At 69.8% G+C, this 21,762-nt stretch carries 23 protein-coding genes; 6 read left to right on the plus strand and 17 right to left on the minus strand.

Translation table 11 applies throughout. The features are described 5' to 3' along the window. Nucleotides 1-96: 96 nt before the first annotated feature. The 11 genes from HMPREF1529_RS00280 to HMPREF1529_RS00330 all read right to left on the minus strand — a co-directional run bounded on the left by HMPREF1529_RS00280 (nt 97) and on the right by HMPREF1529_RS00330 (nt 10,212). Nucleotides 97-321 carry a DUF3046 domain-containing protein gene (locus tag HMPREF1529_RS00280; protein WP_036282560.1) on the minus strand — a complete coding sequence of 75 codons (225 nt, stop codon included), beginning with the start codon at nt 319-321 and terminating at the stop codon, nt 97-99. A 1-nt stretch (nt 322) separates the two neighbouring features. Then, complete coding sequence (locus HMPREF1529_RS00285; RefSeq protein ID WP_005048854.1) at nt 323-643, minus strand: helix-turn-helix domain-containing protein; 321 nt, start codon at nt 641-643, stop codon at nt 323-325. A gap of 168 nt (nt 644-811) precedes the next feature. Next, the gene (locus tag HMPREF1529_RS00290; protein WP_016463248.1) at nt 812-1,381 is read right to left on the minus strand and encodes a CinA family protein; all 570 of its coding nucleotides are present in this window, start codon (nt 1,379-1,381) and stop codon (nt 812-814) included. After that, nucleotides 1,378-1,968, minus strand: a complete 591-nt coding sequence (gene pgsA / locus HMPREF1529_RS00295; protein ID WP_005048848.1) for a CDP-diacylglycerol--glycerol-3-phosphate 3-phosphatidyltransferase — start codon at nt 1,966-1,968, stop codon at nt 1,378-1,380. Before pgsA ends, HMPREF1529_RS00290 begins: the two co-directional genes overlap by 4 nt. Before the next feature lie 47 nt (nt 1,969-2,015). Beyond that, nucleotides 2,016-4,700: an FtsK/SpoIIIE family DNA translocase gene (locus tag HMPREF1529_RS00300; protein WP_016463249.1), complete on the minus strand. Its 2,685-nt coding sequence runs from the start codon at nt 4,698-4,700 to the stop codon at nt 2,016-2,018. Nucleotides 4,701-4,782: 82 nt separating this feature from the next. Continuing rightward, nucleotides 4,783-5,277 (minus strand): GNAT family N-acetyltransferase, encoded by a 495-nt coding sequence (locus tag HMPREF1529_RS00305; RefSeq protein WP_016463250.1) that lies wholly within the window; start codon nt 5,275-5,277, stop codon nt 4,783-4,785. Nucleotides 5,278-5,308: 31 nt separating this feature from the next. Continuing rightward, nucleotides 5,309-6,985 (minus strand): ribonuclease J, encoded by a 1,677-nt coding sequence (locus HMPREF1529_RS00310; protein WP_016463251.1) that lies wholly within the window; start codon nt 6,983-6,985, stop codon nt 5,309-5,311. A gap of 47 nt (nt 6,986-7,032) precedes the next feature. Then, a complete protein-coding gene (dapA, locus tag HMPREF1529_RS00315) occupies nt 7,033-8,010 on the minus strand; it encodes a 4-hydroxy-tetrahydrodipicolinate synthase (RefSeq protein ID WP_016463252.1) in 978 nt (325 codons plus the stop codon). Between the two features lie 66 nt (nt 8,011-8,076). Beyond that, a complete protein-coding gene (locus tag HMPREF1529_RS00320; RefSeq protein ID WP_016463253.1) occupies nt 8,077-8,841 on the minus strand; it encodes an SDR family NAD(P)-dependent oxidoreductase in 765 nt (254 codons plus the stop codon). Nucleotides 8,842-8,896: 55 nt separating this feature from the next. Beyond that, nucleotides 8,897-9,394 carry a dihydrofolate reductase gene (locus tag HMPREF1529_RS00325; protein ID WP_016463254.1) on the minus strand — a complete coding sequence of 166 codons (498 nt, stop codon included), beginning with the start codon at nt 9,392-9,394 and terminating at the stop codon, nt 8,897-8,899. Continuing rightward, nucleotides 9,391-10,212 (minus strand): thymidylate synthase, encoded by an 822-nt coding sequence (locus HMPREF1529_RS00330; protein WP_016463255.1) that lies wholly within the window; start codon nt 10,210-10,212, stop codon nt 9,391-9,393. Before HMPREF1529_RS00330 ends, HMPREF1529_RS00325 begins: the two co-directional genes overlap by 4 nt. Nucleotides 10,213-10,299: 87 nt before the next feature. On the opposite strand from HMPREF1529_RS00330, the gene HMPREF1529_RS00335 reads away from it, so the two are divergent. The 3 genes from HMPREF1529_RS00335 (at nt 10,300) to HMPREF1529_RS00345 (ending at nt 12,186) form a co-directional block, all read left to right on the plus strand. Continuing rightward, nucleotides 10,300-10,737: a TlpA family protein disulfide reductase gene (locus HMPREF1529_RS00335; protein WP_005048831.1), complete on the plus strand. Its 438-nt coding sequence runs from the start codon at nt 10,300-10,302 to the stop codon at nt 10,735-10,737. 107 nt (nt 10,738-10,844) lie between these two features. Beyond that, nucleotides 10,845-11,270, plus strand: a complete 426-nt coding sequence (locus HMPREF1529_RS00340) for an OsmC family peroxiredoxin (RefSeq protein WP_016463256.1) — start codon at nt 10,845-10,847, stop codon at nt 11,268-11,270. Then, nucleotides 11,263-12,186: a TIGR01777 family oxidoreductase gene (locus HMPREF1529_RS00345; protein WP_016463257.1), complete on the plus strand. Its 924-nt coding sequence runs from the start codon at nt 11,263-11,265 to the stop codon at nt 12,184-12,186. Before HMPREF1529_RS00340 ends, HMPREF1529_RS00345 begins: the two co-directional genes overlap by 8 nt. On the opposite strand, the gene HMPREF1529_RS00350 is transcribed toward HMPREF1529_RS00345, so the two are convergent. Then, entirely contained in the window at nt 12,187-12,636 is a 450-nt protein-coding gene (locus HMPREF1529_RS00350) for a hypothetical protein (RefSeq protein WP_016463258.1), read from the minus strand. Then, the gene (dapB, locus tag HMPREF1529_RS00355; protein ID WP_016463259.1) at nt 12,633-13,451 is read right to left on the minus strand and encodes a 4-hydroxy-tetrahydrodipicolinate reductase; all 819 of its coding nucleotides are present in this window, start codon (nt 13,449-13,451) and stop codon (nt 12,633-12,635) included. Before dapB ends, HMPREF1529_RS00350 begins: the two co-directional genes overlap by 4 nt. A gap of 44 nt (nt 13,452-13,495) precedes the next feature. On the opposite strand from dapB, the gene HMPREF1529_RS00360 reads away from it, so the two are divergent. Beyond that, nucleotides 13,496-13,966: a GNAT family N-acetyltransferase gene (locus tag HMPREF1529_RS00360; protein ID WP_016463260.1), complete on the plus strand. Its 471-nt coding sequence runs from the start codon at nt 13,496-13,498 to the stop codon at nt 13,964-13,966. Nucleotides 13,967-14,249: 283 nt separating this feature from the next. Here the strand turns inward: HMPREF1529_RS00360 and HMPREF1529_RS00365 are convergent, their stop codons facing one another. From HMPREF1529_RS00365 to HMPREF1529_RS00375, 3 genes are all read right to left on the minus strand, one after another. Next, on the minus strand, nt 14,250-14,849 hold the full coding sequence (locus HMPREF1529_RS00365) for a histidine phosphatase family protein (RefSeq protein WP_005048819.1): 600 nt from the start codon (nt 14,847-14,849) through the stop codon (nt 14,250-14,252). A gap of 95 nt (nt 14,850-14,944) precedes the next feature. Then, entirely contained in the window at nt 14,945-15,967 is a 1,023-nt protein-coding gene (locus HMPREF1529_RS00370; protein WP_016463261.1) for an aldo/keto reductase, read from the minus strand. A 306-nt stretch (nt 15,968-16,273) separates the two neighbouring features. After that, on the minus strand, nt 16,274-18,553 hold the full coding sequence (locus HMPREF1529_RS00375) for a polyribonucleotide nucleotidyltransferase (RefSeq protein WP_036282566.1): 2,280 nt from the start codon (nt 18,551-18,553) through the stop codon (nt 16,274-16,276). Between the two features lie 286 nt (nt 18,554-18,839). On the opposite strand from HMPREF1529_RS00375, the gene HMPREF1529_RS16005 reads away from it, so the two are divergent. Next, nucleotides 18,840-19,013, plus strand: coding sequence for a DUF5302 domain-containing protein (locus HMPREF1529_RS16005; RefSeq protein ID WP_100226788.1), 174 nt, complete (start codon nt 18,840-18,842; stop codon nt 19,011-19,013). A gap of 24 nt (nt 19,014-19,037) precedes the next feature. Here HMPREF1529_RS16005 and HMPREF1529_RS00380 read toward each other — a convergent pair whose 3' ends face one another. Further along, nucleotides 19,038-20,996 (minus strand): GDSL-type esterase/lipase family protein, encoded by a 1,959-nt coding sequence (locus HMPREF1529_RS00380; protein WP_016463263.1) that lies wholly within the window; start codon nt 20,994-20,996, stop codon nt 19,038-19,040. A gap of 151 nt (nt 20,997-21,147) precedes the next feature. Between HMPREF1529_RS00380 and HMPREF1529_RS00385 the strand changes: the two genes are divergently transcribed. Beyond that, nucleotides 21,148-21,750: a DedA family protein gene (locus HMPREF1529_RS00385; protein WP_005048809.1), complete on the plus strand. Its 603-nt coding sequence runs from the start codon at nt 21,148-21,150 to the stop codon at nt 21,748-21,750. The last annotated feature ends 12 nt before the right edge of the window (nt 21,751-21,762 follow it).

Here is a 21,762-nt window from a genome sequence, read left to right on the forward strand (position 1 = left end):
AATGTGGACAAACGTCCCGGTTCACCTCATGTGTAGGAGCCTATGCCCCTCGAACAGAGTTTCGATCACGCGACACGCCGCGCAGGCATCGGTCGATCAGCGCCGACGCGGCTCCATCAGGCCGACGCCGTGACGGCGCGAGGCGGGCACGTCGGTCTCGTCGCACAGAGCAAACCAGATCTCGCGCGGCTCGACGCCGTCGGCGAGGGCTTCGGCGGCGGTGCGATGGCCGACGCCGGGAAGGGCGAGGTCGGCGACCAACATCGCTGCGCGATTGCCGAACTCGTCCTCGACAGCTCGCGTGAACTCGCTTCGCCGCACGTCAGCGCAGCGACAGTTCGGGCTGGACGAGGCCGTCCTCGAGCCCGGCGAGGTCGTCGGGAACCACGTCGGGGAAGACCTGCAGGCCCTCCAGCACCGACAGACGGTCTCCGACCTCGCGCATGATGGTCGAGATCGGGACGTCCAGCGCCTCGGCGACCGCGGCGAGGATCTCGCTCGAGGCCTCCTTCTGACCGCGCTCGACCTCGCTGAGATATCCGAGGGCGACACTCGCACGGCCGGCGACCTGGCGGAGGGTACGCCCCTTCTGCAGGCGGAAGTCGCGAAGCACTTCGCCGATCTCCTGACGAACCAGGATCATGTTCGGGCCCCCTCCTCTACTCGAGATTCCCACCGGGTTTCGGTGCCCGGGTGGATAACAGTACCCCACGTGCTGGCCACGATAGCCCCCTCGTGCTGGGTAATGAATGGGAATCGCTGTCCTGTAACGGCGTCGACACGAGCGGTATTCCCCCGGTCATCTGAGGACTCAGAGCGCGTCCAGCACCAGCCGGATGGCGCGGGCTGCCGTCTCGGCGCGGATGGCGGCGCGATCGCCGTCGATCAGCACGGACTCGACCCGCGAGCCCAGCGGCGTGGCGACGGCGATGTGAACCGTGCCGACCGGCTGCCCGTCCGGCGACAGCGGACCGGCGATGCCGGTGGTCGCCACGCCGACATCGACGGGCACGCCGCCGTGTCCGAGCGCACGGCGCACCCCCTCCGCCATCTGGCTGGCGACCCGGGGATGGACCGGTCCGTGCGCGTCGAGCAGATGCTGCTCGACGCCCAGCAGGCTCGCCTTCACGTCCGTCGCGTAGGCGACGATGCCGCCGCGGAAGACGCGCGAGGCCCCCGATATGGAGACGATGGAGGCGGCGAGCAGTCCCCCGGTCAACGACTCGGCCGCCGCGATGCTCCAGCCGAGGTCGGCGAGTCGGGCGACGAGGCGTTCCGGGTCGCTCCGGCGTCCCGCGGAGACGAGGGTGCTCTCGAGATCGTCACCCTCGGCATCCTGGTGTTCGTCGTGCGCACCGCCGCGCCGGGACGAGGGGCTCATCGACGGGTCCCGGTGCCGGCACCGCCGCGGGCAGCCCGTGCCCCTCGGATCTCGGTGACCACGTAGTCGAGGCCGCTGGCAACCGTGAGGAGGACGGCGATCCACATCGTCACGGTGTTCACGACATGGATGCCCTCCCCCACCACGTTCCACAGCGGCAGCAGCGCGAGCGACAGCGCGACCGCCTGCGCGACGGTCTTCAGCTTGCCCATCCAGGCCGCCGCGACGACGTGGCTGCTCGCGACGACCAGGCGATGCACCGTGATGCCGATCTCGCGGATGAGGACCAGAATCGTGACCGCCCAGGGAAGCTCACCCAGGATGGACAGGCCGACGAAGGCACAGCCGGTCAGCGCCTTGTCGGCGATCGGGTCGAGGAGCTTGCCGAGGTCGGTGACGATCTCGTACTTGCGGGCGAGATAGCCGTCGATGCCGTCTGTCGCGATGGCGACGATGAAGAGCACACCGGCACCCCACCGCAGCGGACCATCCCCACCCTGATCGGCCAGGAGCATCCAGAGGAAGACCGGCGCGCACAGGATGCGGACGATCGTGATCGCGTTGGGGAGCTGCCGGGGAATCGCCACGAGGCGAGCCTACTCGCGGCCCGTGCGCTGCACCGCCGCGCGTCAGCTCAGTCTCGGCCGGTGAGGCTCCAGGCGTCTTCGGATCCGTCGTCGCCATCGACCACCGCCAGCCCGTCGAACTGGGCGCTCACCGCATCCGGCCCGTAGGGGTCGCTCACCGGCGCGGCCGGCGGGTCGTCGCCGCGCAGGCGCGCGAGCACCTCGGGCAGCTGATCGGGCGTCACGAGCACGTCGCGGGCCTTCGAGCCCTCGGACGGGCCGACGATCTCGCGCGACTCCAGCAGGTCCATCAGGCGCCCGGCCTTGGCGAACCCGACGCGGAGCTTGCGCTGCAGCATCGACGTCGAGCCGAACTGTGTGGAGATGATCTGCTCGGCGGCGGCGAGGAGCAGTTCGAGGTCGTCACCGATGTCGGCGTCGATCTCCTTCTTCTCGGCGACGGCCTGAACGTCGGCGCGATAGTCGGGCCGCGCCTGGTTCTTGACGTGCGTGACCACCTTCTCGATCTCACTCTCGGCGACCCACGCGCCCTGCACGCGGATCGCCTTCGACGCCCCCATCGGCAGGAAAAGTCCGTCGCCCTGGCCGATGAGGCGGTCGGCACCGGGCTGGTCGAGGATGACGCGCGAGTCGGTGACGCTGGTCACCGCGAACGCGAGGCGGGACGGCACGTTCGCCTTGATGAGACCGGTCACGACGTCGACGGAGGGCCGCTGCGTCGCGAGGACGAGGTGGATGCCGCTCGCGCGCGCGAGCTGCGTGATGCGCACGATCGAGTCCTCGACATCGCGCGGGGCGACCATCATGAGGTCGGCGAGCTCGTCGACGACGACCAGCAGGTAGGGGTAGGGCTTGAGCACCCGCTCGCTGCCGACGGGCAGGTTGATCTCTCCCGCCACCACGGCGCGGTTGAAGTCGTCGATGTGACGGAAGCCGAACGACGCGAGGTCGTCGTAGCGCATGTCCATCTCCTTCACGACCCACTGCAGCGCCTCGGCGGCCTTCTTGGGGTTCGTGATGATGGGCGTGATGAGGTGCGGCACCCCGGCGTAGCTTGTGAGCTCCACCCGCTTCGGGTCGATGAGCACCATCCGCACCTCGGAGGGCTTGGCACGCATGAGCAGGCTCGTGATCATCGAGTTGACGAAGCTCGACTTTCCCGAGCCGGTCGATCCGGCGACCAGCAGGTGGGGCATCTTCGCCAGGTTCGCGACGACATAGCCGCCGCCGACGTCCTTGCCGACGCCGATCGTCATGGGGTGTCTCTGGCCGGTCGATGCCGGGGAGCGCAGCACATCGCCGAGCGTGACGATCTCGCGGTCGGTGTTGGGGATCTCGACACCGATCGCGCTCTTGCCGGGGATCGGCGCGAGGATGCGCACCTCGTTGGAGGCGACCGCATAGGCGATGTTGTTCGTGAGCGCGGTGATGCGCTCGACCTTCACGCCGGGGCCGAGCGAGATCTCGTACTGCGTCACTGTCGGGCCGCGCGAGAACCCCGTCACCCGCGCGTCGACGCCGAACTGCTCGAAGACGCCCATGATGGCGGCGACCACACGGTCGTTCGCCTCCGAGCGCGCCTTCGGCGGGTCGCCCTGCGCCAGCGCGGCCACGGACGGAAGGCGATACGGCGCCTGCGGCGGCTGACCGTCGTGGTCGTCGCCCAGGGCGGAGATGCCCGGGAGGATGCCGTCGTCGAGGATGATCTCGCCGCTGTCCTCGCGGATGCCGGTGTCGGCGCGACGCGCGGCCTTCTTGGCGTGCGCGATCACGGCCGGATCGATGATCTCGGTCGGCGCGTCCGGCAGTGGCGGGACCGGCGGAACAGCGGCCGGCATCGCGACGGCCTGCTCGAAGCCGCCGTCGCCGCTGGTGTCCAACAGCGCCGTCAGGTCGTCGGAGCCGAGGTGGCCGTCGACGTCCTCCTCACGTCCGGACTTGTTGCGGCGCCACCACGGCAACTCCTTGTCCGCGGCATCCGTCGCCTCGCTGAAGGCGACCGTCGGCGTGTCCGTCGACGGCGCGTCGGGACGCTCGGCACCGAACATCCAGGCGTACAGGTCACCCAGACGCCGCCCGATGCGGTTGGGCGGGGTCTTGGTGAGGATGAGGATGCTCAACAGCGTCAGCGCGCCCAGCAGCACGTAGGCGCCGATCGTCGTCAGCAGCGACAGCGGCTCGCCGATCGTCCACCCGAACAGCCCTCCCGCGGCGCTCAGCGCCGGCATGCCCTGCGGCGGCTGCGGGCGACCACCCGCCACGTGGCAGAAGCCCGCGATCGACAGCACGAACAGCCCGAACCCGATGCCGATGCGTCCGTTGTCGTGGATGGACGGCGGGTGGCGGAACAGCCAGCCCGCCATCAGGAGCAGCAGCACCGGCATGATGAAAGCGACGCGACCGACGAACAACCCCACGGTGTAGGCGCTGATCTGCGTCGCCGCGTCGTTGCCGATGAAGAACCACTCGTTGACGGCACCGAGTGCGGCCAGCACTACCAACAGGAACGGAAAGCCGTCGCGGCGCTGGTCCTTCTCGAGGGTCTCCAGGCCGAACGCGCGGAACATCCCCCCGACGGCGTGGGCCAAGCCGAGCCAGGCACGGACGGCGACCGGCGGACGCTCGAGATCATCGACGTACTTCGCGGGGGCCGGGGCGGGCTTGCGGGCACGGCTCGAGGAGCCCTTCGCGGACGCGCGGGCGTTCGTGGGCGTGCTCGTGGATCGTGCCATTACTCCACGGTAGGCGCAGGGGCCCCCGGATCCGCGGATTGACGCGGCCCGAGCCGGGCTCGGCATCCGCTGCGCCGGCGCGTCAGCGCAGTCGCTTGACCATGGTGTCGCGACCGTGACCGGCCTGGGTGAGCGCGAAGCCCTCGCTGCGGTACAGCGTCTGGGCGTAGTTGCCGCGTTCGACCGACAGGCTGATGCGACCGTAACCCTCGGCTCGCGCATGCTCGCACAGTCGCTGAAGGAGTGCGCGCCCAACGCCGTGCGCGCGCCAGAGGGGCCTCACACCGATGATGAGCTCCGGCACGCCCGTGCCGATGTAGCCGAAGCCGGGGTCGCTGCGCGGCAGCATCCGGTACCACGCCGCACCGACCGGGCTGTCCTGCGCGTCGACCGCGACGAAGCCGGCGTCGCCGGGACGCATCCACCCCGAAATGTAGCGGTTGTGGTCGGGATGCGTCAGCACCTCGTGCCGCGGGCGCACGCCCCCCTGCCGCCAGTTCGCCGCTTCGACGACCATGTCGCCCAGGAACGCCCCATCGGCCTGTGTCGCGGGGCGCACGCGAAAGCTGACGGGCATGGAGCCGATGGTAGCGCTCCGCCGCGACCGGTCAGGCTTCGATGACGAGGGGGACGATCATGGGCCGGCGACGCAGCCGCTGATTGACCCAGCGTCCGATCGTGCGTCGGACCACCTGCGACAGCGCGTGCGTGTCACGCACACCCGACTGCGCCGCCTCGGTGAGGGCGGCAGCGATCTTCGGCTTGACGTCGTCGAACACCTTGTCGTCCTCCGCGAAACCACGCGCGTGGATCTCGGGGCCGGTGATGATCCGTCCCGTCGCGGCGTCGACGACGACGATCACCGAGATGAAGCCCTCCTCGCCGAGGATGCGGCGATCCTTGAGGTCGGCATCGGTGATCTCGCCCACGGTCGATCCGTCGACGTAGACGAAGCCGAGATCGAGCTGGCCGACAACGCGGGCGACGCCGTCCTTGAGGTCGACGACGGTGCCGTTCTCGGCGATGATCGTGTTCTCCGCGGGGATGCCGGTGTCCTGCGCGAGCTTCGCGTTCGCGATGAGGTGGCGGTACTCGCCGTGCACCGGCATGACGTTGCGCGGCTGCAGGATGTTGTAGCAGTACAGCAGCTCGCCCGCCGCCGCGTGACCCGACACGTGCACCTTGGCGTTGCCCTTGTGCACGACGTTGGCACCGAGCTTGGTGAGGCCGTCGATCACGCGGTAGACCGCGTTCTCATTGCCCGGAATCAGGCTCGACGCGAGGATGACGGTGTCACCCGGACCGGGCTCGATCGCGTGGTCCAGGTTCGCCATGCGGCTGAGCACGGCCATCGGCTCGCCCTGCGACCCGGTCGACATGTAGACGATCTTGTCGTCGGGAAGATCCTGCGCCTTCTTGTAGTCGATCAGCACGCCGTCGGGAACGCGCAGATAGCCGAGATCCTCGGCGATCGTCATGTTGCGCACCATCGAGCGCCCGAGGAACGCGAGACGGCGCCCGTTCGCCGCGGCCGCGTCGATCACCTGCTGGACGCGGTGGACGTGGCTGGAGAAGCTCGCCACGATGACGCGCCGGGGAGCCTTGGCGATCACCTGGTCCAGCACCGGACCGATGTCGCGCTCGAGGGGGGTGAAGCCGGGCACGTCGGCGTTCGTGGAGTCGACCAGGAAGAGATCCACGCCGTCCTCGCCGAGACTCGCGAACGCGCGGAGGTCCGTGAGGCGGCCGTCCAGGGGCAGCTGGTCCATCTTGAAGTCGCCGGTGGCCAGCACCGTACCGGCGTCGGTGTGGATCGCGACAGCGAGCGCGTCGGGGATCGAGTGGTTGACGGCGACGAACTCGAGGTCGAACGGACCGACCTGCTCCTCCTGCCCCTCCTGCACGGTCAGCGTGTAGGCCTTGATGCGGTGCTCCTTGAGCTTCGCTTCGACGAGCGCGAGGGTGAGCTTCGAACCGATGAGGGGAATGTCGCTCTTCAACCGCAGCAGGTAGGGCACCGCGCCGATGTGGTCCTCGTGGCCGTGCGTGAGCACGACGCCCACGACGTCGTCGAGCCGGTCCTTGATCGGCTCGAAGTCGGGGAGGATGAGGTCGACACCGGGCTGGTGCTCCTCGGGGAAGAGCACACCGCAGTCGACGACGAGGAGCTTGCCCTCGTATTCGAAGACCGTCATGTTGCGACCGATCTCGCCCAGCCCGCCGAGCGGGATGACGCGAAGGGTCTGCGGGGCGAGCGCGGGGGGCTCGGAGAACGTCGTGGGCATCGTCTGCCTTTCGTGGATGCCGCGGCATCCACCGGTATCGCGGTCGCTCAGCGGGTGGTGCCGTGGACCTTGGGGAGCGCGCCGCCGGCGGCGGCGTTGCGGTCGGGTCGGAAGTTGGAGAAGTCGGCTCCGTCGACGCCCTTGACGAGTACGAGCTCGTCCTCGATGAGGGCGGCCTCCCACTCTTCGGGGCCGACGAGCGGCAGGCGCACGCGCGGGCTGGAGATGCGGCCCAGGCCGTGCAGGATGTACTTCGCGCTCACCGTGCCGGGCACATGGGTCATGACGGCGCGGACGAGCGGTTCGAGCTGCTGGTGCGCGGCGGTGGCGGTGGCCAGGTCGCCGCGGTTGACGGCATCCACGATGACACGGTAGGGCGTCGCGGTGATGTTGGCGGTGACGCCGATGAGACCCGACGCGCCGATGGACAGGTGCGGCAGGACGTTCGCATCGTCGCCGGAGAAGTACATGAGATCGGTCTGGTTGAGCACCCGGCTGACCTCGCTGAAGTCGCCCTTGGCGTCCTTCACGGCGAGGATGTTCGGGTGGTTGGCCAGCCGCAGGATGGTCTCGTACTTGATCGGCACGCCGGTGCGACCGGGGATGTCGTAGAGGATGACCGGGAGGTCGGTCGCATCGGCGACGAGGCGGAAGTGCGTCAGGATGCCGGCCTGGGTCGGCTTGTTGTAGTACGGCGTGACGATCATGATGCCGTCGGCGCCGGCCTTCTCGCTGGCCTTGTAGAGCTCGATCGCGTGCGCGGTCTCGTTCGAACCGCCGCCGGTGATGATCTTCGCCCGGCCGCTGGAGACGGACTTTCCGACCTCGACGAGCTTCAGCTTCTCAGGATCGGTGAGGGTGCTCGTCTCGCCGGTGGTGCCGGTGACGACGATGCCGTCGGCTCCGGCGGTGATGACGTCGTCGATGTGCTTCTCGACGGCGGGCCAGTCGACTTCACCGTCGGCCGTCATCGGAGTGACGAGCGCGACGAGGACCTGTCCGAAGGGATTGCCCGAGTGCGTCATGCCTCCAGGCTACCGGCTCGCGGCGACCCCGTCGGAGCAGACCACGAGCGCGTCATCCCCGACCCGTCACCGTCCGGTGCGGGCCAGACGCGCAGCCAGGGGGCTCGGCAGCAGGCGCATCGCCGCCACGAGCAGCTTGTAGCGCACCGAGGGGATAGAGACGGCCTTACCCCGAGCGGCGTCGCGCAGCCCTTCGCGGACGACGTCCGCGGCGTCGAGCCACATCACCGACGGAATACCCTCCCGCCCCGGCGGCAGCCCCAGGCGCTCGTGAAAATTCGTGTGCGTGAAGCCGGGGCAGAGCGCCGTCACGGTGACGCCGCGCGGTGCGTAGACCGCGTTGGCCCACCGGCTGAAGGAGATCACCCACGCCTTGACCGCGCCGTACGTTCCGCGGGGCATGAATCCGGCGACCGAGGCGACGTTGACGATGCGCCCGTGTCCCCGCTCGAGCATGGCGCCCAGCGCAGCGTGCGTCAGGTGCATCGTCGCCCGCACGTGCAGATCGAGATGACGCTGCTCGTCGGTGATGTCGCCCGCCGCGAAGTCGAGATCGAGTCCGAATCCGGCGTTGTTGACCAGGATGCCGATCGGCCGCTGGCGGTCGGCGACGCGAGCGACGACCGACGCGAGACCGTCATCGGCGACGAGATCCGCGGCCAGCACCTCGACCTGAACACGGTAGTCGGCACGCAGGCGCTCGGAGATGTCCCGGAGTGCGGCGCGGTCACGGGCGACCAGGACGAGGTCGGCTCCGCGGGCCGCAAGCTGACGGGCGAACTCCGCGCCGAGGCCCGAGCTGGCACCCGTCACCAACGCTGTCCTGCTCATCGCGCGCTCCCTCTTGTCGTTGCGGCTGGTCGCTGCGGCTCGCTGTGCGAACCGATCAGGGTCGGATCAGCGTCAGGAACCGGTAGGGGATGCCTGTGCGCGAGACCGACCATCCGTCCGCCGGTTCCACCCGCGCCACGCTCCAGCCGTGCCGCTCGGGGGCGAACGTGTCACCGTCGACCTCGAGATCGAGCTCGGTGACCTCCAGCACGTCGGCGCGCGCGATCACCTCCGCGAACAGCCCCGCTCCCCCGATGACCCAGGCTGATTCCTCGCCGTCAACGAGCTTCAGCGCCTGATCGAGCGAGACGGCCCGCTCCGCGCCGTCACCCTGCCAGGAGTCATTGCGCGTGACGACGATGTTCCGGCGACCCGGGAGGGGTCGGAACCGGGGCGGGAAGGACTCCCACGTCCGCCGCCCCATGATGACCGGATCCCCCATCGTCGCGGCGCGGAAATGGGCGAGGTCTTCCGGCACGTGCCACGGCATGCCGCCGTCCTTGCCGATGACGCCACCGCGCGCCTCGGCCCAGATCAGCCCGAGTCGGGTCATACCGCGACCGCGGCTCGGATCGTGGGGTGGTGCTGATAGTCCTCAACGAGGATGTCCTCGTACGTGTAGTCGAAGATCGACTCGGGCGTCCGAGCGAACGCGAGGCGGGGATACGGATACGGCTCCCGCGTGAGCTGCTCGCGGACCTGCTCGAGGTGGTTGTCATAGATGTGGCAGTCGCCACCGGTCCACACGAAATCGCCGGGCTCGAGCCCCGTCTGCTGGGCGATCATCATCGTCAGCAACGAGTACGAAGCGATGTTGAACGGCACGCCGAGAAACATGTCGGCGCTGCGCTGATACAGCTGGCACGACAGCTTGCCGTCGGCGACATAGAACTGGAACAAGGCGTGGCAGGGAGCGAGCGCCATCTGCGGAATGTCGGCCGGATTCCACGCCGACACGATGAGGCGACGCGAGTCGGGGCTGGTGCGGATCTGATCGATGACCTGGGAGATCTGGTCGATCTGTCCGCCCGACGGCGTCGGCCACGAGCGCCACTGCACACCATAGACCGGTCCGAGCTCGCCCTCGGCATCCGCCCATTCGTCCCAGATGCTCACACCGTGCTCCTGCAGCCACGAGACGTTCGACTCGCCGCGCAGGAACCAGAGCAGTTCGTAGGCGATCGATTTCATGTGCACGCGCTTGGTCGTGATCAACGGGAAGCCCTGCGACAGGTCGAAACGGATCTGGCGTCCGAACACGCTCGTCGTGCCGGTGCCGGTGCGATCGTCCTTGTGCACGCCGTCGGCGAGCACGTCGCGGAGGAGGTCTTCATACGGGGTGGGGATGGATGCCGCGCTCACGCCAGCCACCCTACCCTCGCCCGCCGACACCGGGACGGTTACGAACGGCCCGTCATCGGAGCCGGGTCCCCTCGAGAGGCGGTATCGTGGCAGACCGTGAACATCGTCGATGCCGTGCTCGTGCTGACCGCACTGCTCGCCGTGACCCTCGCCGTCGGACTCTTCCTGCGGTGGACGCAGAACCGTCCCCGCCGCGCCTCGACCGATGAAGTCGTGGAGCCGCGTCGGCTCGGAGCGGACGCCCTCGGTGAGCGCGCCACCCTGCTGCAGTTCAGCACCCAGATGTGCGCCCGCTGCCCCGGCGTGCACCGCGTGCTCGGATCGATCGCCGACACCCATGACGGCGTGATGCACCTGGACGTCGACCTCACCGACCGTCCCGACATCGCGAAGCACTTCCACGTGCTCCAGACGCCGACGACGTTGATCCTCGACCGCGACGGGGTCATCCAGACCCGCTTCGGAGGCACTCCCAGCCGCAGCGCGATCGAGCTGGAGCTCGGACGCGTCACCGGCGCCCCCGCCAGCGTCTGAGGGTTCGCTCCTGCCGCCAGCCCGACCGGTTCCGTGGGGGGACGGGCCCGTCTAGGCTCGGATGCACACCGCCGCCACGCGGCCCGCATCCGACACGAGGAGCACACATGAGCGTCACGAGCGAAGCGTCCACGAGCTGGAAGGGCTCCCTCACCGACGGATCCGGCGAGATCGCCCTGGAGAGTTCGAACCAGGGTCCGTTCGCCGTCAACTGGAAGGCCCGCAGCGAAGGCTCCTCATCGGTGACGACGCCGGAGGAGCTGCTCGCCGCGGCGCACTCCTCGTGCTTCAGCATGGCCCTCTCGCACGCGCTCGCCGGCAACGGAACGCCCCCGGAGAGCATCGAGACCACGGCATCCGTCACCTTCATCCCGGGCACCGGCATCACCGGCTCGCACTTGAACGTCAACGCGGTGGTCCCGGGACTGTCGGCCGAGGACTTCGCCCGCATCGCGGGCGAGGCGAAGACGGGCTGCCCCGTCTCGGCCGCCCTGGCCGGCATCGAGATCACGCTCGAGGCGACGCTTGCCTGAGAACGACCCATCGCGCGCCGAGGGGCGCGTCGTCGTCGCGGGAGCCTCCGGTCTCATCGGCCGCGCTCTCGTGGCGAGCCTGCGCGCCGACGGCATCGCCGTGACGCGCCTCGTGCGCCGCGCGAGCGCCGCGCCCGACGAGATCTCCTGGGATCCGGCCGCCCAGCCGCTGCCCGCGGCGGCACTCGAAGGTGCGCGGGCCGTCGTCGGGCTCAACGGCGCAACGCTCGGGCACTTTCCGTGGACGCGACGGTACAAGCACGATCTCGTGTGGTCGCGGATCGCTCCGACGCAGGCGCTCGCGGCAGCGGTGCGCGCGCTCGGCGAGGACGCCCCCCATTTCGTGTCCTCGTCAGCGGTCGGCTACTACCCGTCGGCGCCGGGGGCGAGTTTCACCGAGTCGTCTCCGCGCGGAGACACCTTCTTGGCGGACCTGTGCGGCGAGTGGGAGACGGCCGCGACCCGCGGCGCCGGGGATCGCGCCCGCGTATCGCTGCTGCGCACCGCGCCGGTCGTGCACGCCGACGGTGTTCTCAAGCCGCTTCTGCTGCTCACCAAGCTCGGCCTGTCGGGCCCGATCGGTCGCGGAACCCAGGTCTGGCCGCTGATCTCTCTCGACGACGAGGTCCGCGCGATCCGCCATGTCATCGACAACGGCCTCGCCGGCCCGGTCAACCTCGCAGGGCCCGAGCGCACGAGCGCCAACGATCTCGGGTTCGCTCTCGCGAGGCGGATGAATCGCCCCTACCTGCTGCGCGTACCGGAGTGGGCGCTGAAGCTGGTCCTCGGGCGCGACGCGGCAGAGGGACTGCTCACGTGCGACATGAATGTGGTCCCCGAGGCGCTCACGGCATCCGGCTTCGTCTTCTCGCATCCGACGGTCGAGGATGCCGTGGCCGCCGCGGTGCCGGCCTGATCAGCGCGTCGGCGGGTTCTTCTCGAGCGTGATCGCCCGTCGGATGGCTTCGCGGGCGCGGCGTCGATCGCCGGCGCCGTCGTAGGCCAGCCCCAGCCGGAACCAGGCGCGCCAATCGGTGGGGTGCGCCTCGACGTCGTGCCGGTAGTGCGGGAACACCGCATCGGCCTGCGCACGGTCGGGACGGCCGCTGACGCGGACATCCATCTCCTCGCTCGGGAGCGCGCCTTCGGCCTCCAGCCGCCTGGCGAGGCGCTCGGCGCTGCGCCCGAAAGCAAGCTCCCGCCAGAGCGCCCACCCCGCGATGACGGGCAGGACGATCAGCGCCACGCCCATGGCGACGCCGATGATCTGCCCCGAGATCAGCAACAGCCACGCGCGCTGCGCGACGAGAACGATGTAGAGGACGAGCAGCGCCGCCATGACGGCGACGCCCGCGCGGGCCTTCATGCCCCGGTGACGCGGGCGACTTGCCCGGGAACGGAGCCCTCGTCGACGACCTCGATGACCGGCGCTGCGGGGCGCGGCGCGCCGAGACCGAGATCGATGAGCGCGTCGAGGCCGATCGTCACCCCGCGCGCGTCCCGCGCCGCCGCAAGGGCGATGCGGATGCCGGGCGCGTACGCGCGGGCCGGCTCGATCGTGTCGTGGACGATGGTCAGCGACTCCCCCGGCCCCGACAGGATCGTCTCCTGCTTCGCGATGACGCCCGGCCGGCGCAACGAATGGATGGGAACACTCGCGACCTGCTGGCCGCGCGCCCGCTGATCGACATGCGGGGACTCGACCGGCCCGACCCCGACGCGAGCGTCGGCGATGAGTTCGGCGGTGCGCACCGCCGTGCCACTCGGCGAGTCGACTTTCGTCTCGCGATGCGTCTCGACGATCTCGATCGAGGGGAACAGAGGTGCCGCCGCCGCCGCCAGTGCCGTCGCGACGACCGAGCCCAGGGAGAAGTTGGGAATGAAGACCGCGCCCGTACCCGCCGCTTCGACGAGGGGGCGCACCAGCGCGATCCGTTCGGTCGACCAGCCCGAGGTGCCGACGAGCACGTTCTTCCCGCGTTCGATCGCTGCGCGGACGACGTCGATCGACACACCGGGCGTCGACGCATCGACGACGAGATCGGCCGCGTCGATCTCGGCGAGATCGCTCGCCGACCCGAGAACGGCCACCGTCTCGAAGTCGTCGAGCTCGTCGATCACGCCGGCGATGATCGCACCGAGCTTGCCGGTGCCGCCCACGAGGGCCACTCTCGTCGTCATGGTTCCAGCCTAGGCCGTGCGGCCGACACGGTTACGCTCGAGGGATGGTGCTGCTCGCCCCCCTCGCCGCCGACGACCCGCGCGCACATGCCCTGCTGGAGGAGTACTTCCAGATGCGTGCCGACGCGTTCCCTCAGGGACAGGCGTACCGTCCCGTCTTCCCCGCGGCATCCGTCTTCACGCCCCCGGCCGGCGTCTTTCTCGTCCTGGTCGACGACGACGGGGCGGATGCCGGGTGCGGCGGCATCCGCAGGGTCGAGGAGGGACCGGCGGGCGTGCGGTACGAGGTCAAGCATCTGTACCTGCAGCCGCGCACCCGCGGTCGCGGCTGGGGTCGGATCCTGCTGGACGCGCTCGAGGGGCGGGCCCGCGCGTTCGGCGCGGCAGAGCTCGTGCTCGACACCCACCACACGCTGGAGGCCGCCGGCGCGCTCTACGCGCGCTCGGGTTTCACCGCCATCGAGCCCTACAACGACAACCCGAACGCGACCCGCTGGTACGGCAAGGTGCTCTGAGCTCGGGCGTCTGCGTCGGCTGACCGGCCGAGGCGCGTGGAAGATGTCGACATGCCCGCTGCGGAACACGACGTCACGGAACTCGTGGAGGCCGTGGCCTGGTGGCGCGCACGCGGCCTGTTCGCAACTCCGGAGTTTCGTCGACTCGCGCCCGGGTTTCCGTGCGGGGGCGCAGGCGTCCCGACGGCCCGGCGAGAACCTCCGGAGTTGTGAACGCCGACGACCGATCGCGCAGCGGCGGATGCCGCGCGCCTGAAGCGGTCGCCGCTCATCCCGCGTTCGCTCAGACCGGAGGAACCTCGGGCAGGCCCGTACGCAGCTCCATCGGCAGATGGGCGAGGTCGTTGTGGGTCACAAGAGCCCACGGCCGGCCCTTGCGCTGGGCGAGCACCGTGAGACCGCAGTGCGCCTGATTGATCGTCATCCATCGCCAGTCCGGGGCGTCGAGCACCTCACGGACGAACCAGGCGATGACGGAGTTGTGGGTGATGAGCAGCTCATGGGCGGCGGGTTTGCGAACGAGGAACTCGGCGACCGCATCCCCCATCTGTGCGCGCCCGGCGTCCATCTCGGCCTCGGTGTAGGAGCCGAAGAACGGCTCGTAGATCGACGGCGTCTCGGGCAGCATCCCGGTGGGAATGCAGTCGAACAGCAGCGCCGAGGGCTTCGGAGTCACCGAGGGGAGGCGACCTGCCACCGCGCGGGCCGTCTCGGCCGCGCGCTCCAGAGGCGAGTGCCACACGGCATCCAGCGGCACGCCGGACAGCCGGTCGGCGAGAAGCTCCGCCTGGCGTCGACCCCGCGGCGACAGCGGGCCGTCTTCGAGTCCGTGCTCCGCGTCGAGATGCTCTCCGTGTCGCACGAGGTACAGGTAATGCGTCACGTCATACTCGTCTCGCCTGGGGGTGGGGCAGCTCCCAGCCTACGTCAGGCCGTCGCCATCGCCCCGGGTCTTGACACCGGGCGACACGCCACCCTCTACTGCGTGGCGCGTGCGATCTCGCCCAGGTGAGAGCGGCTGAGCCGCGCCCCCACGCCCTGCACCAGCTCGTCGACGTGGCTCACCGCGAAGACGTTCACGATCGGGGCGACGACGGCGCGCTGCGCCAGCAGCCAGGCGATGGCGACGGCCGACGGCGGCACCGCGAGTTCGTCACCGATGCGGTCCAGCGCACGGAGCGTTCGCGATCCGCGCCGGTTCATGGCCGCCGCCAACTGGATGCCGCGCACCGAATATGCCACCTGAGCACGGTCGCGATGTACGCCGGCGAGGTAACCGTGCTCGAGCGCCTGCGACGGCGTCACGGCGATGCCCTGGGCGCTGGTCACGAGACGCAGGTCGCCCTCGAACTCCGACTGCCGCAGGATGTTGTACGGGACATCGAGCACCGTGAAGCGGGGGTAGCCCGCCGAGGCGAGAATCCGGGCTTCGACCAGCTGGGCGGCCGTATGACCGTAGGCGCCGACGGCGCGCACCTTTCCCGACTCGATCAGCCATTCCACCGTGGCCAGAGTGTCCTCGAGAGTGGTCGCGTCATCGGACAGTGCGTCGAGGTACAGCAGATCGATCCGGTCCGTGTGCAACCGCGTCAACGACGCTTCGACAGCCCGGATGAGGTTCACCGGACCGAGCCCGGGGTGGTCGGGGTTGGCGCCGACGCGAACGGCGACGACGATGTCGTCGCGGATGCCGCGACGCTGCATCCATTGCCCGACGATGTGCTCGCTGCGCCCCGCCGCGTAACCGTCGGACGTGTGCACGGCGTTCCCGCCCCGCGCACGGTACGCGTCGAGGATGCCGTGCGAGGCCGTGAGGTCGACGTGCCAACCGAATTCGGCCGCGCCGAGGATGAACGGGAAGACCTGGAGCCCGGACTCGCCGAGCGCAACGCGGATGCCGGCTCCCACGGGTGCCCCCTGAACGGGAATGGGAGCGGACGGGTGCACGGGCGGCGCGGCGCGTACGGCCGTCGGCGTCGCTCCGATGCCGAAGTAGCCCATCCGTTCACCCCCTTCACGAACCGCGGATGCGGTGTCGCCCTTCTTGTCTACCCACCCCCCGATGTGTAGTTCCGAGGGTAAGGCAGACGCGGGTACGGGCCGCGCATTGAGCCCAACGAACGGTAAACATTCCATAACGCTTGCGTCACGACGCCGTTCCGCGTGGGTGCGTGTCCCCCATCCGGTGGACATCGCGTGAACGAACGGATGCCCGCCCCTCCGAGACGGGAGGAAGCGGGCATCCGTGTCCTGGTCGCCGCCGCAGCACTGTCAGGGTGAAACCCTCAGCGCCGGGCGACGAAGCACTCAACCTTCGGCGGGAGCCTCCGGGCCCTCGCTGGCGGCCGCACGGCCCTCCTGGTCGGCAGCCTCTTCGAGCACGGGCTCGAGCGACAGCTTGCCGCGGTCGTCGATCTTGGTGATCTTGACGAGCAGCTTCTGACCGACGCCGAGGACGTCTTCGACGTTCTCGACACGCTTGCCACCGGCGAGCTTGCGCACCTCGCTGATGTGCAGCAGGCCGTCCTTGCCGGGCAGCAGCGAGATGAACGCGCCGAACGCCGCGAGCTTGACGACGGTTCCGAGGAACTGCTCGCCCACCTCGGGGTTGGTCGGGTTGGCGATCGCGTTGACCTGGGCGCGAGCGGCTTCCGCCGCGGGGCCGTCGGTCGCACCGATGTAGACGGTGCCGTCCTCCTCGATGGAGATCTGCGCACCCGTCTCGTCCTGGATCGCGTTGATCGTCTTGCCCTTCGGGCCGATCAGCTCACCGATCTTGTCGACGGGGATCTGCACGCTGATGACACGCGGGGCCGTCGGCGCCATCTCGTCCGGGCCGTCGATCGCGGCGTTGAGGACGTTCAGGATCGTCATGCGCGCGTCCTTGGCCTGCGTCAGCGCGGCGGTCAGCACCGACGACGGGATGCCGTCGAGCTTCGTGTCGAGCTGGATCGCCGTGACGAACTCGCTCGTGCCCGCAACCTTGAAGTCCATGTCGCCGAGCGCGTCTTCCGCGCCCAGGATGTCGGTCAGCGCGGCGTAGCGCGTCTGGCCATCGACCTGGTCGGACACGAGGCCCATCGCGATACCGGCGACGGGGGCGCGCAGCGGCACACCCGCGTTCAGCAGCGACAGGGTCGATGCGCAGACCGAACCCATCGAGGTCGAGCCGTTGGAGCCGAGGGCCTCGGAGACCTGACGGATCGCGTACGGGAACTCCTCGCGGCTGGGCAGCACCGGCACGAGGGCGCGCTCGGCGAGGAAGCCGTGCCCGATCTCGCGACGCTTCGGCGAGCCCACACGACCGGTCTCACCGGTCGAGTACGGCGGGAAGTTGTAGTGGTGCATGTAGCGCTTGCTGGTCGTGGGCGACAGCGAGTCGATCTGCTGCTCCATCTTCAGCATGTTCAGCGTCGTGACACCCAGGATCTGGGTCTCGCCGCGCTGGAAGATCGCGGAGCCGTGCACGCGCGGGATGACCTGGACCTCGGCATCCAGCGGACGGATGTCCGCCAGACCGCGGCCGTCGATGCGCACACCCTCGGTGAGGATGCGGCTGCGCACGATCAGCTTCGTGACCGACTTGTACGCGCCACCGAACTCGGCCAGCGCGCTCTCGGGCAGCTCGCCCGCCTCGACGGCGGCGACCAGCTGCGCCTTGACGTCGTCCTTGACGGCGTCGTCGGCGTTCTGACGCTCGATCTTGTCGGCGATCTGGTACACCGGCACGAGGCGGTCGTACGCGCGACCGGCGACGAAGTCGTAGGTCTCCTTCGCGTAGGCCGGGAAGACCGGGTAGGGCTGGATCTCCTTGGCCGCCGTGTTCGCGACGACGTTCTGCGCCGCGACGAGCTCCTTGATGAAGGGCTTGGAGGCCTCCAGTCCCTGCGCGACGATCTCCTCGCTGGGCTTGACGGCGCCGGCCTTGATGAGGTTCCAGCTGTTCTCGGTGGCCTCGGCCTCGACCATCATGATCGCGACGTCGCCGTCCTCCAGGACGCGACCGGCGACCATCAGGTCGAACACGGCCTCCTCGACCTGCGCGGCCGTCGGGAACGCGACCCACTGGTCGGCGTGCTCGCCGTGGCCCGGGATGAGCGCGAGGCGGACACCGGCGATGGGGCCGGAGAAGGGCAGACCGGAGATCTGCGTCGACAGGGATGCCGCGTTGATCGCCAGCGCGTCGTAGAACTCGCCCGGGGCGATGCTCAGGACGGTCACGACGATCTGGACCTCGTTGCGCAGGCCGTCGACGAACGACGGACGCAGCGGGCGGTCGATCAGGCGGCAGACGAGGATCGCCTCGGTGGAGGGCCGACCCTCGCGACGGAAGAACGAACCGGGGATCTTGCCAGCGGCGTACGAACGCTCTTCGACGTCGACGGTCAGCGGGAAGAAGTCGAAGCCCTCACGCGGGTGCTTGCCCGCGCTCGTGGCCGACAGCAGCATGGTCTCTTCGTCGAGGTAGGCGGCAACGGCACCCTGTGCCTGCTGCGCCAGTCGTCCGGTCTCGAACCGGATCGTGCGGGTGCCGAATCGGCCGTTGTCGAGAACGGCTTCGGCGGCGGTGATTTCTGGACCTTCCAAGAGGTCTCTCCTTCTTTGTTTAGACTCGCGCGCGCGTTTCGCGCACGAGATCGTGCGAAGGAGCAGGAACAGGCAGATCCAGACGCGCGGCGGCTCCGCGTGCGGCGCCGCCGGGACGATCAGCGCTGGCCACCAGTAGAAAGCCACCGTTCGCATCGGATCTCATCGAACGGGAACCCACCACAGGGGACCAGCTTCCTGCCGGCCTGCTCCGGATGCCGCGGAAGATCCACGGCAACCTGCTCAACCCTATCAGTCGCACCTCGGCGTGCGTATGGTTGACGGTATGAGCACCCACGACACCTCGGCATCCGATGAGATGAAGCGCAAGTTCAAGGAGGCGCTCGACAAGAAGAACGCGCAGCACCGCTCGGGTGAGGCGCACCTCGACGGAGACTCGTCGGTGCACGCCAGCCACGGCGCAGTCGCCAAGCGGGAGTTCCGCCGCAAGAGCGGCTGACTCCGCCGCAGCCGCTCGCTCGCCTCAGGACTGTGGCGCGGGGGTCCGCGCGCTCGATCCTCCGGCCGGAAGCTCGATGTAATCGGTGTGCTTCGCGGTGATCTGGTCACCTGCCGTGCGGCCGCGCAGGCGCCGCCACACCCAGGGCAAGGCGTCGCGCGTGAGCCAGGTCCCCGAGACCGGACGATCCTCTTCCGCGTGCAGAGCGGCATCGAGCGCCCCGAGCGCTTCGACATCCGGCACCCCGAGCACCTCCGCGGCGCGGTAGGAGACGAAGCGGTGGCCTCGTGAGCTCAGGTGCACCTTGTCGTGCGACCACTTCTCGAGTTCCCCGACGTCCGGGTCGATGTCGAGGTCGAGGAGGAATGCCCCGTGTACCGTCGCCGTCTCGCGCAGGCGCTCGGCGAACCGGGCGAAGCGCCGCGCGAACAGCCCCGACGCACGACGAGCGGGAAGAAACGGCGTCACCAGCAGCACATCGCTGCCGGCGGCCCGCAACACACCGACGGCGTAGTCCAGCCGATCGGCGAGCACGTCCGGATCGGCGCGATGCGACACGAGGTCGTTCGCGCCGATCAGCACGGTGGTCAGATCCGGAGCGAGCTCGAGCGCCCGCGGCAGCTGCTCGTCGAGCAGATCGCGCACCCGTCGACTGCGGACGGCGAGGTTCGCGTAGCGCACCGTCGACGACGAGCGCTGCGCGAGGAGCGTCGCCAGACGGTCGGCCCATCCCCGGTACTGACCCTCGGGCATGCGGGACGTGTCGCACAAACCTTCGGTGAGCGAATCGCCGAGTGCCACGACGCGGCTCCACGACCGCGGCGGGCGGGCAGGAGCGATGGATGCCGGGCGCACCCGCGCTGCGCGCGCCGTCGAAAGACCGGCCCCGTGCAGCTGCTGCGCCTCGAGGTAGTAGCCGTGAAGAGTGTCGACGAGCGCGGGCCAGGTGCGCTCTTCGACGCCCGCGCGTGCCGCCGTCCCGAACGCCTGCCGCTTGGTCGCGTCGCCGACGAGATCGCGCACACGGTCGTGCAGATCGTCGAGGTCGCCGGGGCGATAGAGCCAGCCGTCCACGCTGGAGCGGACGAGGTCGACGGGGCCGCCGCGTCCCGTCGCCACCACGGGCACCCCACTGGCGTGTGCTTCCTGGATCGTCTGACCGAACGTCTCGCTCTCGCCCGGGTGCACGAAGACGTCGAAGCCGGCGACCGCCTGGGCGAGCTCGATCCCGGAGAGGTGTCCGAGGAACACCGCGCCCGGCAGCGCACGCTCCAGCCGGGCACGCGCGGGGCCGTCGCCGACGATGACCAGCCGCACACCCGGCATCCCGGCGATCACGGCCAGATCCTCCACCTGCTTCTCGGGAGCGAGTCGCCCCACGTAGCCGACGATGACCTCGCCCGGAGCGATCCACTGGCGCCACGCGTCACTGCGACGGCCGGGGTGGAAGCGTTCGGTGTCGACACCGCGGCCCCAGAGGCGGGTGCGATCGACGCCGAGCTCATCGAGTTGCGAGAGCACCGCCGAGGACGGGGCGAGGGTGAGCGTCGCGCGGGCGTGCAGGCGGGCGACGTGCGCCGCGGTGAGGGCCGTCGCCCGCGGCAGACCGTACTTTCTGGCATAGGCGATGACATCGGTCTGGTAGACGGCCACGGTCGGCAGATCCAGGCTCGCCGCCGCCGCGACAGCGCGCCAGCCCAACACGAACGGTGAGGCGAGGTGGACGACGTCGGGCTGGTAGTCCCGCAGGATGCCGGCCAGGGTACCGGTGCGCCCGAACGCCACACGCACCTGGGGGTAGCCCGGCAGTGGCATCGAGGGCAGCACGCGCGTCTGCGCGTCGGAGCGTGCCCCCGGTGCGCCGGGGGCGACGACGAGAGCCTCGTGTCCGCTCGCGGTGAGGTGGCGGACGGACTGCAGCACCGAACCGGTGACCCCGTTCATGTGAGGCAGGAACGACTCGGCGACGAACGCGACTCTCATGGGTCCAGCGTCGCGGCTGCGGGGCCGGTGACGGGGCCGAATCGGGCGCCGGAACGCAGTGTTCGCCGAACGGTCCCGTGGCGGCCACCCCGACGTCACCGCCGCACACGCCGTTCCCCGCGCGTTCATGACGGCGTGATACTCCGAGAGAGTGAGCGACGCGTGGTTGCAGGCCCTCGCCCAGAGCCCGTGGGCCCTCCCCGCGATGGCGCTCCTCGTCGTCGGTGACGCCTTCCTCGTCGTCATCCCGGGCGAGGCTGCCGTCACGACGCTCGGCGCCCTCGCCGTCGCGGAAGGCTCTCCCCCGCTCACCGCCGTCATCGTCGTCGCGGCGGCGGCCGCGCTGACCGGAGACCTCGGCTGCTATCTCGTCGGCCGCACGGCGGGGCTCGAGCGGTGGCGCTGGATGCGCGGGCCCAGAGTGGCGGCGGCCTTCGGTACGGCGCGAACCGCGCTGGACCGCCGCGGTGCCACGATGATGTTCACGGCCCGCTTCATCCCGTTCGCCCGCCTCGCCGTGAACCTCGTCGCGGGTGCCTCACGGATGCCGCTGCGGCGCTACCTGCTGCTGGCAGCGCCTGCGGCGAGCGCGTGGGCGCTCTACCAGGCGTTGCTCGGCGCGGCCGTCGCGGCCATCATCCCGGGCGGCACCGTCGCCGCCGTGATCGCCTCGATCGTGGTGGCGATCGCGCTCGGCGCGGCGACGGACGCCATCGTCACCCGCGCACAACGGCGCCGCGCCCCCGACACATGATCGGGAGCGCGG

The sequence above is a fragment of the Microbacterium sp. oral taxon 186 str. F0373 genome, from assembly GCF_000411455.1.
Lineage (GTDB): Bacteria > Actinomycetota > Actinomycetes > Actinomycetales > Microbacteriaceae > Microbacterium.

Bases quoted from the DNA above. Each gene is read 5' to 3' on its own strand.
- HMPREF1529_RS00285 (WP_005048854.1), bottom strand. From the start codon at position 643: ATGATCCTGGTTCGTCAGGAGATCGGCGAAGTGCTTCGCGACTTCCGC.
- HMPREF1529_RS00290 (WP_016463248.1), bottom strand. From the start codon at position 1,381: ATGAGCCCCTCGTCCCGGCGCGGCGGTGCGCACGACGAACACCAGGAT.
- HMPREF1529_RS00300 (WP_016463249.1), bottom strand. From the start codon at position 4,700: ATGGCACGATCCACGAGCACGCCCACGAACGCCCGCGCGTCCGCGAAG.
- HMPREF1529_RS00305 (WP_016463250.1), bottom strand. From the start codon at position 5,277: ATGCCCGTCAGCTTTCGCGTGCGCCCCGCGACACAGGCCGATGGGGCG.
- HMPREF1529_RS00310 (WP_016463251.1), bottom strand. From the start codon at position 6,985: ATGCCCACGACGTTCTCCGAGCCCCCCGCGCTCGCCCCGCAGACCCTT.
- dapA (WP_016463252.1), bottom strand. From the start codon at position 8,010: ATGACGCACTCGGGCAATCCCTTCGGACAGGTCCTCGTCGCGCTCGTC.
- HMPREF1529_RS00320 (WP_016463253.1), bottom strand. From the start codon at position 8,841: ATGAGCAGGACAGCGTTGGTGACGGGTGCCAGCTCGGGCCTCGGCGCG.
- HMPREF1529_RS00325 (WP_016463254.1), bottom strand. From the start codon at position 9,394: ATGACCCGACTCGGGCTGATCTGGGCCGAGGCGCGCGGTGGCGTCATC.
- HMPREF1529_RS00340 (WP_016463256.1), top strand. From the start codon at position 10,845: ATGAGCGTCACGAGCGAAGCGTCCACGAGCTGGAAGGGCTCCCTCACC.
- HMPREF1529_RS00350 (WP_016463258.1), bottom strand. From the start codon at position 12,636: ATGAAGGCCCGCGCGGGCGTCGCCGTCATGGCGGCGCTGCTCGTCCTC.
- dapB (WP_016463259.1), bottom strand. From the start codon at position 13,451: ATGACGACGAGAGTGGCCCTCGTGGGCGGCACCGGCAAGCTCGGTGCG.
- HMPREF1529_RS00360 (WP_016463260.1), top strand. From the start codon at position 13,496: ATGGTGCTGCTCGCCCCCCTCGCCGCCGACGACCCGCGCGCACATGCC.
- HMPREF1529_RS00370 (WP_016463261.1), bottom strand. From the start codon at position 15,967: ATGGGCTACTTCGGCATCGGAGCGACGCCGACGGCCGTACGCGCCGCG.
- HMPREF1529_RS16005 (WP_100226788.1), top strand. From the start codon at position 18,840: ATGAGCACCCACGACACCTCGGCATCCGATGAGATGAAGCGCAAGTTC.
- HMPREF1529_RS00380 (WP_016463263.1), bottom strand. From the start codon at position 20,996: ATGAGAGTCGCGTTCGTCGCCGAGTCGTTCCTGCCTCACATGAACGGG.